Origin of the sequence: Streptomyces sp. ISL-10 (assembly GCF_018614575.1) — a bacterium.
Taxonomy (GTDB): domain Bacteria; phylum Actinomycetota; class Actinomycetes; order Streptomycetales; family Streptomycetaceae; genus Streptomyces.
In genome coordinates, this window is record NZ_JAGGOJ010000008.1 from 79,165 (window position 1) to 92,890 (window position 13,726).

A 13,726-nucleotide genomic window follows, 5' to 3' on the forward strand; every position below is an offset into this window, starting at 1 on the left:
CAGTGCCGCGTGCCAGCATGAGACAGGTGACAGACCTGTCCCACCTCCAGCAGCTGAGGCTCGCCAAGGACGCAATGGACCGCGACTGGGCGGAGCCGCTCGACCTCGACGCGGTCGCCGCCCACGCCAGGTACTCGCGCTACCACTTCGTACGCGCGTTCAAGGCGGTCTACGGGCAGACACCCGGCCAGTACCTGTCGGCCCGCCGCATAGAGCGGGCGGAGGAGATGCTCCGCACGGCGAACCTGTCCGTCACCGAGATCTGCACGCTTGTCGGATTCTCCAGCCTCGGCACGTTCTCGTCCCGCTTCAAGCGGCAGACCGGGCTGTCGCCCCGCGAGTACCGCGCCCGGCACGTCGGCCGCGGCGCGGCGCTCATACCGGGGTGCTACGCGATGCTGTGGGCCGGCGGCTTCTCCCCGGCGAAGGAGTCGTCCGGGCGAAGCGCCGAGCGAGAGAGCAATTCTGAAGAAGCAGTCTGAGCGGGCGGCTGCCTACGGTGACAGGGCAACGGACACCCACCCCACTCCCCAGGAGCACGTCATGATCAAGGGTCTCGCCATTTCCACCGTCTGGGTGCTGGATCAGGACCGCGCCAAGGAGTTCTACACCGAGAAGCTCGGCCTGGAAGTGCGGACGGACATGACCATGGGCGAGGGCGGCATGCGCTGGCTCACCGTAGGCGCCGCGAACCAGCCCGACGTGGAGCTCACCCTGATGGTCCCCGGCCCGCCCGCCATGGACCCCGAGTCCGCCGAGGCCATGAAGAAGCTGGTGTCCAAGGGAATCCTCGGTGCGGGCGTGCTCAGGACCGACGACATCCACGGCGACTACGAGAAGCTCAAGGAACGCGGTGTGCAGTTCCTTCAGGAGCCGCAGGAGCGCCCGTACGGCACCGAGGCGATCTTCCGGGACGACTCCGGCAACTGGTTCTCCTTCACCCAGGCCCGCGAGGGCGGCCTCGACATGGACAAGGACTGGTCCTGCTGACGCGGCCTGCACGCAGGGGAGGGGGCGGACGCTGCACCGGTGAGCCCCCTCCCCGAAATCGAGGCCGCCCGTGCACCACGACGACCGCGCCCTGTCCGCGGACGGCGACGACCGTCCGCGCACTCCCGCCCCGGCACGACCGCGGACCGCATGCGGCGGATCCTCACGCTGGTGAGCGCCCACCGCGAGCACGCCGGATGCGCACAGCTGCGCATCGACGACCGGATGCGCCGGAAGAACATCATCGACTATGGGCTGCGGGACACCGGCGGCCGCCCGGTGTCAGGGGTGTGGCGGTTGACCGTCACGGCCGCAGTCGGGCTCACCGATGCAGAACGACGGGAAGGCTCCAACGGGCGATTCACGCCGGACCCGGCACGACGCATCGTCTCTCCGTGCGCTGCCGGTGCCCGAGAGGCACCGCGGGTGAATCGCCACGGGTCATGTCTCCGCGCGGGATTCGCTGTTCGACGGCGACGCTGGACGAGTATTGTCGAGAACGGCCCGGTGATGCAATTGCATCTGGGATTGCACTCGTGTGGCTATGTGGCTATGGAGACCGATGCTGGAGCGACGAGGGGCTGGTGTGGGAGTGGAGTTCGTCAACGGCATGCGGGCCGGAGCGCTGACCGCGGTGACATGGATCAAGAGCAGCCACAGCAACGCGACCGGCAATTGCGTGGAGATGGCGGCGCTGCCGGACGGCGGCATCGCCATTCGCAACTCCCGCGACCCGCAGGGGCCGGCGCTCGTCTACACCCGCGAGGAGATCGCCGCCTTCGTGGCGGGCGCTCGTGACGGGGACTTCGACGCCATGGTCGGCTGAAAACCCCGCTGGGGCGTTGGGTCCATTGGTGCGTGCAGGCACCTGCTGGGATACTGACGCCTTCTCATAGTCTCCGCAGGAGTGTGTGATGACTGCCGCCGATCCGAGCCCGTCGTTGTTCGTTCGGCCGCTGGGAGCGGTCGAGGACAACCCGACCGCCCTGAAGCTCATCCTGGGCGGCAAGTTGCGCGAGCTGCGGACGAGCGCGGGTCTCGACCCGGCAGACGTCGACGGCAAGCTCGGATTCTCTCGGTCGAAGACCAGCCGTATCGAACTGGGCCGGCACGGCTGCAAGCCGTCCGACGCACTGGCCCTGTTGGGTCTCTACGGGGTGCAGGACGAGGTCCGGATAGCCGAGTTCATGCGCCTGGTGCAGCAGTCCCGCCGCTCGGACTGGTGGCGTTCCTTCAGTGACGTCCTGTCCGACTTCTTCACGCCGCTCGTCGCCCTGGAGGGCGCCGCGGCCACGATCCGTACCTACGAGCCCTTCTATGTCCCCGGTCTGTTGCAGACGCCCGCGTACACCCGCGCCGTCATCCAGTCCGGGCCGGGGCATCTGCTCGCCCACGAGGTCCAGCGCCGCGTCGAGCTCAGGCAGGAGCGGCAGCGGCAGCTGGACCAGCCGGACGCACCGCGCCTGTGGGCGGTCATCGACGAGTCCGTGCTGATGCGCTCCGTCGGCGACCGGCAGTTGATGCGCGATCAGTTGCGACACCTCGTCACGATGGTGCGGCGCTCCCGGGTCACCCTGCAGATCGCTCCGCTGGACGTGACGGCCGCCGTGGGCGTGGGGACGGGCGTGAGTTATCTGCGCTTCGCGCTCCGCGACTTGAAGGACGCCGTGTACATCGAGCACCTCACCGACAGCACCTTCACCCAGAAGCCGGGGACCGTCGAGCAGTACCGTGACATGCTCGACCGGCTCGGTGCCTGCGCACTCACTCCCAAGGAATCGCTGAAGACGCTGGAGGAGCGTCTGGCGGCGATGTGATCCTCGGTGACCTCCGGGGCCGTGGCCCGGTGAAGGCGGGCGGGCTCAGACGAGCCGGCCCACGCCGCCCCACTCGATCCACTCGTCCGTCTGCTGGACGGGCGCCAGGTCGGTGTCGGGCCGCCAGGTGGACACCTCCACAAGACCGGGCTCCAGGATCTCCATACCGTCGAAGTACCGCCGGACCTCGTGCTCCTCGCGGACCCGGCCCCAGTTGCCGCCGGTGGCCTCGGCCATGAAGTCGGTGACGAACGTACGGATCTCGGGCCGGTCGCTCACCAGCTGACACACCACCATGAAGCTGCCGGGGACGAGACGTTGGGCGACGCGGCGTATCAGAGCAGCCGGATCGTCCTGGTCCGGGATGCAGTGCAGCACCGAGACGAACAGGGCGGCCACCGGCCGGCTGAAATCGATGAGCCGCTTCGTCTCATCGTGGCCGAGGATGCCGTCGGTGTCGCGCATGTCGGCCTGGATGACGGCCGTGCGGTCGTTCTCGTCGAGCAGCGCCCGGCCGTGTGCGAGGACGATCGGGTCGTTGTCGACGTAGACCACGCAGGACTCGGGGTCGACGGACTGGGCCACCTGATGGACGTTGTCCTGGGTGGGCAGACCCGAACCGTGGTCGACGAACTGGCGTATGCCGTACTCGCTCGCCAGCAGGCGCACCACACGCCGCAGGAAGTTGCGGTTGTTGACGGCCAGGACCTTGGTGCTGGGGACCTGTTTCAGCAGTTCTTCGCACGCGTCGCGGTCGGACTGGTAGTTGTCGTCGCCTCCCAGGAAGTAGTCGTACATGCGCGCCACGCTGGGCACCTTGGTGTCGATGGCATCCGGGCGCCACGACTCGCGTTGCATCCAGTCCTCACCCGCGTCCGTGAATCAGGCTGTGGGACGGACATGCTAGGGAGCGCACGCGCGGCGGTACAGGTGAACGGTCAAGTGACGGACTGTTCACGTCGTCTTTCGGCCACGCGCCGGCCGCGATCTCGTGAACGGCGGACGGCGCGTGGGCCCGACGGCGCGCATGCGGTGTGCGCCGTCGGTTCTGCAGGGCATCAGCCGGCGATAAGGGACTTCCAACTGCACGCAGGTCTCCCACGTGTTGTCGTCACCCGTCACATGGATGCGCACGGTGAGGCCCTGCCCCGCGGCTGCCGGGTTCGGGGGTCACATCGTGCGCGACGGTGGAGAGCTCCCCGGCCTGCACGGTTCCGACAGCACCGCCTGTGTACGCGAACTTGCCGAAAGTGCCCTGCGTTGCGGACATGGAGCTGGGTGGCCCCATGGGGGAGGGCCGGGCGGAAGTCCCGTTCGAGTCGGGTCGGCTGCCCACGTCGAGCGTCACCGGACCCGTCTCCGGGTGCCCAAGGACCTGGAAGGCGGAGACCTGGCCGATCCCCGCCGCACTCCTCGGCCGGGCCGACGTGACCGGCGAGGGCGGGGGACAGGACACCGAGGCGAGCGCGCAGGCGGCGGAGTAAGTGATCTTCTTCACGCCCGCCCCGACGACGCCCCTGCGCGGCGGCCACACCGATTGCACCGACCGGGGCCCTCCGCGGTCCGCAAATGCACCCGTACGGCGCACGGCTCGCGTACTGCTCCGTGACCACGCGCCACAGGAGCACGTACAGCGGTGTGCCGAGGCGGGGCCGCCGGAAAGAGGCGGCCGGCCCACCCCGTACACTCGGCCCCTGCTTCCGTCAGAACCGCTTGAAGCCCGTGCCTCGCATCGACTGTGCAAGGGCACGAAGCCCCGTGCAACCGAACGAAGGGACTTATCGTGAGCTCCGCAGACAGGGCTGACGCACCGATCTACGACAGCCTGGTCGAGGAGCGGGGCGACGTCCCCGCGGATGTCCGGCAGACAGCCGAGGCGACGCTGCGCGAGGTCGGGCGCACGCTGGACTTCGAGCTGCAGCGCTTCGCGGCGCGCGGCTAGGCTCCCGAGGACCCGCGTCAGCGGCCCACGGCGACGGCGGACGAGTGGAGCCGCGTCAGCTGCTCCTTGCTGTCGTTGTCGTCCGAGATGAGACAGAGCGCCCGGCGGCCCCGGTACCTCCCCCTCGCCCCTCGGTCAGCTCGGGGCCGAGAGCCACTCCTCCGGCATCGGCCGGCAAGGGCGGCTTCTCGTCGGCCCCTTCGACATTGCTCTTCGCCCCGGTCTGCGGGCATGCGGCGCGGTTGAGCAGCAGCTCCTTCTCGGCCAGTAGGTCCGTCGGCTCCTTGCCGAGGTCGGCAACGGCGGGAGACGTCCCGGTCGGCCGGCGTTGTACGGAAGACCTGCACGGTGCTGCGTGCACGGCGCGTACGACTTTTCCAGGGTCAGCCGCTTCCCTTCGGCGAGCGCCACGAGATCTGCAGACTGGCCACCAGCAAATCGTCGCTTTGCGTAACCAGCCCTTCAGCATCGAGCTCCTCGTTCGCGTACTCTGCGCCGTCCGCGCCCTTCGGCTGGGTCATGCCGCCCGGCCGCACATCCGGCCGCTTGGGGCCGCAGCTCGTACAGGGCACGCCGGGGGTTCTCGTCGTCGACCATCAGAGCCCCGTCCGGGCGGGCATTGAGGCGTTCGTACGGATCTCGTCGTGCCGGCAGGAACCAGGCCGGCAGGGAGCGCTGGTCCCGGCCCCGGTCGTCCGCGGGGAGGGTGACAGTGAAGATCACGGGATGCTCCCGGCCGTGAGGGCGGGGCAGGGGGCTCGTGGCGCGAGTGGGCACAGCTGAGGTGCCGTTGCCCGCCGGTTCCACGCAACCCACCACGATGGCAATGCTGTTGCGGCCCCACCGGTGACGCCGCGACGGGGTTCGTCCTCCCCGCCTTGCCCCTCTTCCGGGGGCGGCGCAGAGTGTACGTACCAGGTGGAGGACCTGCGGGAACAGGGTGTGTCCGACGAGACCGCCCGCGCCCACCTGACGTACGGGAGCTGAGATGACCACGCGACGACGACGGCACCCGAGACGGGGCGGCAACGCCGTCGCCGCGCTCACCGCGGCCTCCCTCGCGCTGGGGCTCTTCGGCTGCTCGGACGGGGGCGACGGGCCGACCCGACCGACCACCTCCGCACCACGCACCTCGTACTTCACCGGTCTGCCGGGCGGCCCGGCCCCGGTACTCGCCGTCAAGATCGACAACGTGCGGCCCGCACGCCCGCACACCGGGCTCGGCGCGGCCGACCTGATCTATGTCGAGCAGGTCGAGTCGGGCCTGAGCCGCATCCTCGCCGTGTACTCGTCCCGGCTGCCGGCGCAGGTGGGCCCGGTGCGCAGCGCCCGCGAGTCCGACCTCGAACTGCTGCGCCAGTTCGGCCGGCCCGCGCTCGCCTACTCGGGGGCGCAGTCCGCGCTCGGACCGCTGATCGATGCCGCCCCCGTCATCGCCCTGCCGCCCGGCAAGGCGCCGGGTGCGTACACACGCGGCGACGACCGTCCCGCTCCCCACAACCTCTATCTACGGCCCCGGCAGGCGCTGGCCGCCGCCCGTGACGCGAGCGACGCCTCCGACATAGGGCTGCGCTTCGGCCCGGCTCCCAAGGGCGGGCGGCCCGCCGCCGAGCAGACCGTGCGTTACCCGTCGGCCCGCTACACCTTCACCTGGTCCGCAGCCGAGAAGAGATGGCGCGTGACCATGGACGGGACCGCGGCCCGGACGACGGACGGCGGGCCGCTCGCCCCGGCGACGGTGGTCGTCCAGTACACCGACGTACGCTCCTCGAAGTTCCGCGACCGGTCGGGCAGCGTGTCTCCGTACACCGAGACGGTCGGCTCTGGCAGCGCCCTCGTGCTGCGTGACGGCCGCGCGTTCGACGCCCGCTGGGAGCGGCGGACGGCGGAGGGCGACACGGTGTTCACCACTGCCGCGGGGGAGCGCCTGAACTTCGCCCGCGGCCAGGTGTGGGTGCTCCTCACCGGCCGCTGACGCACGGCGGCGCTCAGCGTTCGAGCGCCTTGTGCGCGCTCTCGGGGAGCCGCAGGTACACGGCCGACGACGCCAGGCACAGGACCGCGACGTACCAGGGGAACAGCTCCGGGCGGTCCCACTCCTTGAACAGGGTGCCCACATAGGGTGCCGTGCCGCCGAAGACGGCAACCGTGAGCGAGTACGGGAAGCCGATGCCCGCCGCCCGTACCCGCGCCGGGAACACCTCCGCGTTCACCGCCGCGGAGACGGCGGTGAACCCGGTCAGCAGCACCATGCCCGCGCACTGCACGAGCAGCAGCGACGCGAATGACCCGTTCACCGCCTTCAGCAGCGGAACGCTCAGCACCGCGAACCCCAGCCCGAAGAACAACAGCGCCGGCTTGCGCCCGAAGCGGTCCGAGAGCAGCCCGCCGACCGGCTGCAGCACGGTGAAGAACGCCAGCGACAGGGTGCTCGCGACCAGCGCGTCGGCCTTGTCCATGCCGGTGTTGAGCTCCGCGTACGTCGGCAGGTACGAGGTCCAGGTGTAGTAGGCGAGAGTGCCGCCTGCGGTGATGCCGCAGATCAGCAATGACTCGCGGGGATGATGGCGCAGGGCGTCGAACAGCCCGGGCCGCTCGGCGCGTTGCTGTTCGGCGCTGCGGGTCTCATGGGCGCTGCGCCTGATCCAGAAGCCCACGAGGCTGAGCAGCGCGCCCAGCACGAACGGCACCCGCCAGCCCCAGCCCTCCATCTGCCCCTCACCGAGCCGGCTCACCAGCACAGCCGCGACACCGGAGGCCGCGAGCTGCCCGACGGACGTGGAGACGTACTGGAACGACGAGAACAGGCCGCGCCGCCCCGGGCCGGCCGACTCCACGAGGAACGTGGTCGAGGCGGCGAACTCGCCGCCCACGGACAGCCCCTGCAGCAGCCGGGCCGCGACCAGCACCACCGGGGCGACGATCCCCGCGGCCGCATACGTCGGTGTCAGGCCAAGCAGCAGGCTGCTGCCGCCCATCAGCAGGATCGTGACGGTGAGAGCGGCACGCCTGCCGTGCCGGTCCGCGACCGCGCCCATGAGCAGCCCGCCGACCGGTCGCATGAAGAAACCCACGGCGAAGACCGCGAACGTGGACAGCAGGGGCACCAGGGAGTCGCCAGAACTCCTGGGGAACACCTGATCGGCGATGTAGGCGGCGAGGAAGGTGTACGCGTACCAGTCGTACCACTCCACCGCGTTGCCGACCGAGGCCGCGAGCAACTGCCGGACCGGACGCCGGGGAGGGGGAGCGAGGGCCCGGACGGGTGCGGATTCTGTCATGATCGCGACCATCCCCGGCCCCGGCCCGCGCGTACACATCCTCCGGGCCGCGGGCCCCGGCATACGGCGCACACCCGTTCGCCGTGCTGCGTCGTTGCCCTCCCCGCAGCCGATTCGCTGATGTGATGACGTGCATAGCGCGGCACAACGGCATCGGCGCGGAGGTGGCCTTGTCCGAAGAACAGCAGGGGCCGGAACGCGTACGGGCACGGCTGCAGGCGGTCGAGCGCGCCCTCGAGGATATCGGCACCACGCTCGAGAGCGGACCGTCTGCAACGAGCTCGCCCAGTTCCTGTGCCCGTCCCTGTGCGACGCCGCGGCGGTCGACCTCCTCCCGGAGGACGTCGCCGCGGACCGGCCGCACGCGCATGTTCGCTGCGACCGGGTCGCCGTGCGTGGACGCGAACACCTCCTCGACGCACCCTCCGACGCCACGGCCACGGTCCGCGCGGTTCGGTGAGCGCCGTTCGCCCGCGGGCTTGGGCGGTCGCTGGAGAGGCGGGAAGGCCGACCCGCCGGCGTCTTTTCCGTCACGGACGGACATGTATCAGCCAAGAGGTCTGGACCACCATGGGTTTATGCCGGATCGGTGCGCGGCCGGGCAGTTCCGCGGACCGGCGCGTGCGCCGGACGGCTGCTCGTGCCGGCAACGGCGTCCACCGGGCGACGCCTTGCCCCGGACGGCCCCGAACGGGCCGCCACCGGAGCCGGGTTGCCTCGTCGTCGCCCCCCGCCTCCGCCCGTCCAGCAGCCCGCCGGCGATCTCCTCGATGCGCGGCCGCAGTGCCTCGATCGGCGCCCGCAAGAACGCGGCGCTGACCAGATGCCGCGGCCGGCGGTGGTCGGCACCGCCCTGGTGGAGCATCGGGGCACCGCAGACCGGGGCGATGGGCTACCGGGCCGCGGTTGCGATCACAGGGGGCCAAAGGCGGGGGACCGCGACGGACCGGTCACGAATCGGCTGGTTGCAGGGCCGCGAAGGGGGAACCCGGGGCACCGGACGGGACGCTCGGCGAGCTGACGGAAGGCGGTCGGACCCATGGAACCCCACCTCGACGCGCGAGGCCCCGCGGCGGGCACCGGCGGCAGGGGACCCAGCGCGCCCGCCGACGAGGCACGCGCCGCCCTGGCCTCGACCGGCGTGTACTTCATGCCCCCGGAGACCGTTCTCGCCTCGCTCCACGCCGACGGGCCCCACTGGGTGGACTGGGCCGCGTTCGCCGCCCACTGGGAGGACCTCGCGGAGGACGCGTACGCGGCCCGGCGCGGCACCCGACGGCTCCGGCGCTACGGCCACTTCACGCTCGATGCCGCCACCGGCGGCGTACAGCTGCTCCCGCACGAGGTGTTCGTCCAGCCGGAGCACACCAACCCGCTCTACGACACCGTGGACCGCCACTTCGAGCCCCTGACCGACGCGTTCGCGGACGACCCCGTCCTGCGGTCCGTCCTCGACCTGCTGGGACGCCTCGCCGGAGCACTGGATCCGACCCGGCGGTGGAGCGTCAAGGTCCATCCGTTCCGCGTCATCGCGACGGCGGACGGCGCGGGCGAGCCCACCCCCGAGGGACGCCACCGCGACGGCGTAACCCTGGTGTCCTCCCTGCTCGTCGCGCGCAACAATGTCGCGGGCGGCGAGAGCACCGTCTTCACCCCCGAAGGACGCCAACTGCTGTCGACCACACTGCGCGACCCCGGAAGCCTGCTGCTGAACGACGACCGCTCCACCCTCCACGCGGTGTCCGCCGTCCACGCGGTCGATCCCGCGCTGCCCGCGCACCGCGACGTCCTGGTCACCACCTTCACCGCGATCTGACGTCGTCTCGTCCATCGCACCCGCGTGGCCTCGTCCCGCGCACCCGCGCACCCGCGTGGCCTCGGGCGACGCACCCGTGTGGCGTCAGACGAGCCCGGTGTCCCCGGCCCGCCTACGGACCGAGGTTCCGCGCTCTGCTGTCGCGTCATGCCCGCCCGTCCCGCCCGTCGCGCTCGAACCGGCTCCCGCCAGGAGACCGTCCACGACATCGGCCGGCCGGTGGCGCCGCTGCCACAGGGCCCGCTGGCGCTGTGCACCGCACCCGCGCGCGGCCAGCCGTCCGAGGAACGCCGTCACCCGGTCCAGGTCCCCGCACTCCGCCAGCACCTCTCGCACCTGTCCCACCAGACGGGCCGCCTGCACCTCGAACGGCACGACCTCCTCGGCAGTCCCGTCCACGCCCGCCCCCGCCCAGCCGTCCCGCGCCGCCCGCCAGTACGAGGCGCGCAGCAGCTCACCACAGGTGCGCGGACCTGGATCCCCCTGCCGGACCAGTGTCACCGAGCGCACCACGAGCGCTCGCACCAGCGCGGCCAGAGCCGCTGTGTCCGCGGGGTCGGCGGAGACGTCCATGACACGGACCTCCAGCGTCGGCACCCGCGGATTGGGCCGCAGATCCCAGAAGGGGTTGTTCGCGTCGAGCATCGCCTCCGACGCCTCCAGCACCGCCGTCAGCCGCTCGTAGTGCGCCGCGGAATCCGCGTACGGGGGCGCGCTCAGCGCGGGGAATCCCAGCCGTACGACGGTGCGCCAGCTCGCGTAGCCCGTGTCGCGGCCGTGGAAGAACGGGGAGTTGGCGCTCATCGCTATGAGCAGCGGCAGCCAGGGCCGCACATGGTTGCCCGCCATGACCGCGGTCTCCCGTTCCGGCACATGGACGTGCACGTGCGCGGAGCAGACGGTGAAGTCGTCCAGCATCGCGCCGAACTGCCGCACACCGGCCCGGTAGCGCGGATGGTCGCCGACGACCCGGGCGCCCGGGCCGCCGATGACGGGCGTGCCGCTCGCGCACAGCGCCAGTCCCTCGGCGCGGGCCGCGGCCGCCGCGGCGGACCGGACGGAGACCAGCGCCCGGTGCACCTCATCGGCGTCGCCGCACGGTGGTGTGCGCACCTCGATCTGACTCTCGTGGAACTCGCCCGCCACGAGATCGCCCACCGCACCGCGGGCACGCGCCACCACACGGCTACCGGCCGGCTCCGGCGCCCTGCTGTCCGCCCGTACGACGAAGAACTCCTCCTCGACGCCTACGGTCGGCACACGGCCCGGTCCCTGCACCGGCTGGTGCATGGCCACCACCTCCGCCCGACCGGGTACCCGCAGGCCCCGGCACGATGCCCGCGTGCCGGATCCGCCGCCCGCGCACCGGATCCGCCCGCCGGCGCACAGCGGCCGGTAGCGGGCCGACGTGCATGGAGGCCGGGCCTTCGGGTAACCGGCCCTTGCGCGGGCGGCAAGCGCGCCGTTGCAGGACGGTCGTCCTGCTGCCGGCCCCGCGGCTGCGCAACCCCGCCGGGCGGCTGGAGACGCCCCCGAAGAGCGGGAGACCCGCCGACTCGGAAGGGACGGACACCGTGGCACGACCGACGATTCTCGTGGTGGGCGCCGGATTCGCGGGAGTGGAGTGCGTACGCCGGCTGGAACGTGAACTGTCCGCAGCGGAGGCGGAGATCCTGCTGGTCACGCCCTTCTCGTACCAGCTCTACCTGCCGCTGCTGCCCCAGGTTGCGGCGGGCGTGCTCACCCCCCAGTCGGTCGCCCTGTCCCTGCGCCGCAGCCGCAGGCACCGGACCCGGATCATCCCGGGCGGCGCGATCGGCGTGGACACCGCGGCGAAGGTGTGCGTCCTGCGCAAGATCACGGGCGAGACGGTGGCCCAGAGGTACGACCGTCTCGTCCTGGCCCCCGGCAGCATCACCCGCACGTTCGACATCCCCGGCCTCCTCGAGCACGGGCGAGGCATGAAGACCCTTGCCGAGGCCGCCTACATCCGCGACCACGTCATCGCCCAGCTGGACCTGGCGGACGCGAGCCAGGACGAGGCGGAGCGGACCTCCCGGCTCCGGTTCGTCGTGGTCGGCGGCGGCTACGCCGGCACCGAGACGGCCGCCTGCCTGCAGCGCCTCACCCACCACGCCGTGAAGCGGTACCCCCGCCTCGACCCCCGGCAGATCAAGTGGCACCTGGTCGACATCGCGCCCAAGTTGATGCCCGAACTCGGCGACCGTCTCGGGCTCGTCGCCCTCGACATCCTGCGCAGGCGCGGGATCGAGGTGTCGCTCGGCGTGTCCGTCGCCGAGGCCGGGCCCGAGAAGGTGACCCTCACCGACGGGCGCGTACTGCCGAGCCGCACGCTGATCTGGACGGCCGGGGTCGCGGCGAGCCCGCTCGTGGGCACGCTGGACGCGGAGACGGTGCGCGGCCGGCTCGTCGTGACACCCGAGATGACCGTCCCCGGCACCGACGGCGTCTTCGCCCTCGGCGACGCCGCCGCTGTGCCGGACCTGGCCAAGGGCGACGAAGCCGTCTGCCCGCCCACCGCCCAGCACGCCCTGCGGCAGGGACGCAAGGTCGCCGCCAACGTCATCGCCTCGCTGCGCGGTCAGCGGATGCAGCCCTACGCGCACAAGGACCTGGGGCTGGTGGTCGACCTCGGCGGCAAGGACGCCGTCTCCAAGCCGCTCGGCATCGAACTGCGCGGCCTGCCCGCACAGGCGGTCGCACGCGGCTACCACTGGACCGCGCTGCGGACCAACGTCGCCAAGATCCGTGTCATGACCAACTGGCTGCTCAACGCGGTCGCCGGCGACGACTTCGTGCGCACCGGATTCCAGGCGCAGAAGCCGGGCACGCTGCGGGACTTCGAGTACACCGACGCCTACCTCACGCCCGAGCAGATCCGCGAGCACACCGTGTCTCTGCGCGCCCGAACCTGACCCCGCGCAGCCAGGGGCCGGTGTCCGGCACGGCCCGGCGGCCCTGAGCCGCCGGAGAGCGACCGCCCCGGGCGCCGCGTGCCTGCCTATCCTGCTCGTCATGATCTTCTCGTCCGCCGCGCCCGCCGACGGCCTGCACCTGCGTCCCCTTGCCCTCCGCGACGCCGAGAACCTGCTGAACGCCTGTCTGCACAACCGCGAGCACCTGCGGCAGTGGGAGCCGGAACGGGGCGAGCGCTACTTCACCCTCGACGGGCAGACCGAGCGCCTGCGCGACCAGGTCGCGGAGCAGGAGGCCGGCAGGCTGATGGGGTGGCTGATCGGCGACGGGGAGCGTGTCGTCGGACGCGTGAATCTCGCCAACATCGTCGGGGGAGCGTTCCGCAGCGCGAACCTCGGCTACTGGATAGACGCGCAGTACGAGGGCCGCGGCCTGGCCACGGCCGCCGTCGAGCTCGCCTGCCGTGCCGCCGACGAGGACCTCGGACTGCACCGCGTCGAAGCCGGCACGCTGCTGGAGAACGCCGGCTCACAGCGCGTTCTGGAGAAGTGCGGCTTCACCGTCGTCGGAACCGCCGCCGAGTACCTCCACATCAACGGCGCCTGGCGTGACCACCGGATCTTCCAACGCATCCTGAACCGCCGCGACCCCGTGTCCTCCGGCGTCGCCCGGCAGTTGAAGAGAGCATGAAGAAGCGCAGCATTCTCGCCGTCATGTCTCTCGCCACCGGCGCCGTGATCGCCGCCGTCAGCCCGCCGCCCGCCGCTCAGGCGGATGCCCTCGGCGGGACGGTCAGCGCCCCAGACGCCCTCAGCAGCACCAACGCCCTCACCGCCGAAACCCACAGCGAGGTACAGGCGGCCGCGGACGACGCGGCCGGCCGGCTCTGAAGTCACGACCGCATCCGCCGACGCCCGTCTCCGTTCAGGAGGCGGGCGCGGGC

General features: G+C 71.5%; 15 protein-coding genes. 11 read left to right on the plus strand and 4 right to left on the minus strand.

Annotation, left to right across the window (positions count from 1 at the left end):
• Positions 1-74 precede the first annotated feature (74 nt).
• From J7E88_RS09215 to J7E88_RS09230, 4 genes are all read left to right on the plus strand, one after another.
• Positions 75-482, plus strand: coding sequence for a helix-turn-helix transcriptional regulator (locus J7E88_RS09215; protein WP_374196260.1), 408 nt, complete (start codon positions 75-77; stop codon positions 480-482).
• Positions 483-543: 61 nt separating this feature from the next.
• Positions 544-990 carry a VOC family protein gene (locus J7E88_RS09220; protein WP_215179125.1) on the plus strand — a complete coding sequence of 149 codons (447 nt, stop codon included), beginning with the start codon at positions 544-546 and terminating at the stop codon, positions 988-990.
• A gap of 562 nt (positions 991-1,552) precedes the next feature.
• Positions 1,553-1,816, plus strand: a complete 264-nt coding sequence (locus J7E88_RS09225) for a DUF397 domain-containing protein (protein WP_251022361.1) — start codon at positions 1,553-1,555, stop codon at positions 1,814-1,816.
• An 88-nt stretch (positions 1,817-1,904) separates the two neighbouring features.
• On the plus strand, positions 1,905-2,807 hold the full coding sequence (locus tag J7E88_RS09230; protein ID WP_215179127.1) for a helix-turn-helix transcriptional regulator: 903 nt from the start codon (positions 1,905-1,907) through the stop codon (positions 2,805-2,807).
• Between the two features lie 45 nt (positions 2,808-2,852).
• Here the strand turns inward: J7E88_RS09230 and J7E88_RS09235 are convergent, their stop codons facing one another.
• On the minus strand, positions 2,853-3,665 hold the full coding sequence (locus tag J7E88_RS09235; protein WP_215179130.1) for an SAM-dependent methyltransferase: 813 nt from the start codon (positions 3,663-3,665) through the stop codon (positions 2,853-2,855).
• Between the two features lie 410 nt (positions 3,666-4,075).
• On the opposite strand from J7E88_RS09235, the gene J7E88_RS09240 reads away from it, so the two are divergent.
• Positions 4,076-4,291, plus strand: a complete 216-nt coding sequence (locus J7E88_RS09240; RefSeq protein WP_215179132.1) for a hypothetical protein — start codon at positions 4,076-4,078, stop codon at positions 4,289-4,291.
• A gap of 299 nt (positions 4,292-4,590) precedes the next feature.
• Positions 4,591-4,749 (plus strand): hypothetical protein, encoded by a 159-nt coding sequence (locus J7E88_RS09245; protein WP_215179133.1) that lies wholly within the window; start codon positions 4,591-4,593, stop codon positions 4,747-4,749.
• Positions 4,750-5,132: 383 nt separating this feature from the next.
• On the opposite strand, the gene J7E88_RS09250 is transcribed toward J7E88_RS09245, so the two are convergent.
• The gene (locus J7E88_RS09250; RefSeq protein ID WP_215179134.1) at positions 5,133-5,270 is read right to left on the minus strand and encodes a hypothetical protein; all 138 of its coding nucleotides are present in this window, start codon (positions 5,268-5,270) and stop codon (positions 5,133-5,135) included.
• A gap of 467 nt (positions 5,271-5,737) precedes the next feature.
• Between J7E88_RS09250 and J7E88_RS09255 the strand changes: the two genes are divergently transcribed.
• Positions 5,738-6,724, plus strand: a complete 987-nt coding sequence (locus tag J7E88_RS09255; protein WP_215179135.1) for a DUF3048 domain-containing protein — start codon at positions 5,738-5,740, stop codon at positions 6,722-6,724.
• Between the two features lie 13 nt (positions 6,725-6,737).
• Here the strand turns inward: J7E88_RS09255 and J7E88_RS09260 are convergent, their stop codons facing one another.
• Entirely contained in the window at positions 6,738-8,030 is a 1,293-nt protein-coding gene (locus tag J7E88_RS09260) for an MFS transporter (protein WP_215179136.1), read from the minus strand.
• Positions 8,031-9,069: 1,039 nt separating this feature from the next.
• Between J7E88_RS09260 and J7E88_RS09265 the strand changes: the two genes are divergently transcribed.
• A complete protein-coding gene (locus tag J7E88_RS09265) occupies positions 9,070-9,846 on the plus strand; it encodes a 2OG-Fe dioxygenase family protein (protein WP_215179137.1) in 777 nt (258 codons plus the stop codon).
• Between the two features lie 84 nt (positions 9,847-9,930).
• Here the strand turns inward: J7E88_RS09265 and J7E88_RS09270 are convergent, their stop codons facing one another.
• Positions 9,931-11,136, minus strand: a complete 1,206-nt coding sequence (locus tag J7E88_RS09270) for a YbdK family carboxylate-amine ligase (RefSeq protein ID WP_215179138.1) — start codon at positions 11,134-11,136, stop codon at positions 9,931-9,933.
• Positions 11,137-11,420: 284 nt separating this feature from the next.
• On the opposite strand from J7E88_RS09270, the gene J7E88_RS09275 reads away from it, so the two are divergent.
• From J7E88_RS09275 to J7E88_RS09285, 3 genes are all read left to right on the plus strand, one after another.
• Positions 11,421-12,782 (plus strand): FAD-dependent oxidoreductase, encoded by a 1,362-nt coding sequence (locus J7E88_RS09275; RefSeq protein WP_215179140.1) that lies wholly within the window; start codon positions 11,421-11,423, stop codon positions 12,780-12,782.
• Between the two features lie 100 nt (positions 12,783-12,882).
• On the plus strand, positions 12,883-13,473 hold the full coding sequence (locus tag J7E88_RS09280) for a GNAT family N-acetyltransferase (RefSeq protein ID WP_215179142.1): 591 nt from the start codon (positions 12,883-12,885) through the stop codon (positions 13,471-13,473).
• Positions 13,470-13,673, plus strand: a complete 204-nt coding sequence (locus tag J7E88_RS09285; protein ID WP_215179500.1) for a hypothetical protein — start codon at positions 13,470-13,472, stop codon at positions 13,671-13,673. The genes J7E88_RS09280 and J7E88_RS09285 overlap by 4 nt, the downstream gene beginning before the upstream one ends.
• The last annotated feature ends 53 nt before the right edge of the window (positions 13,674-13,726 follow it).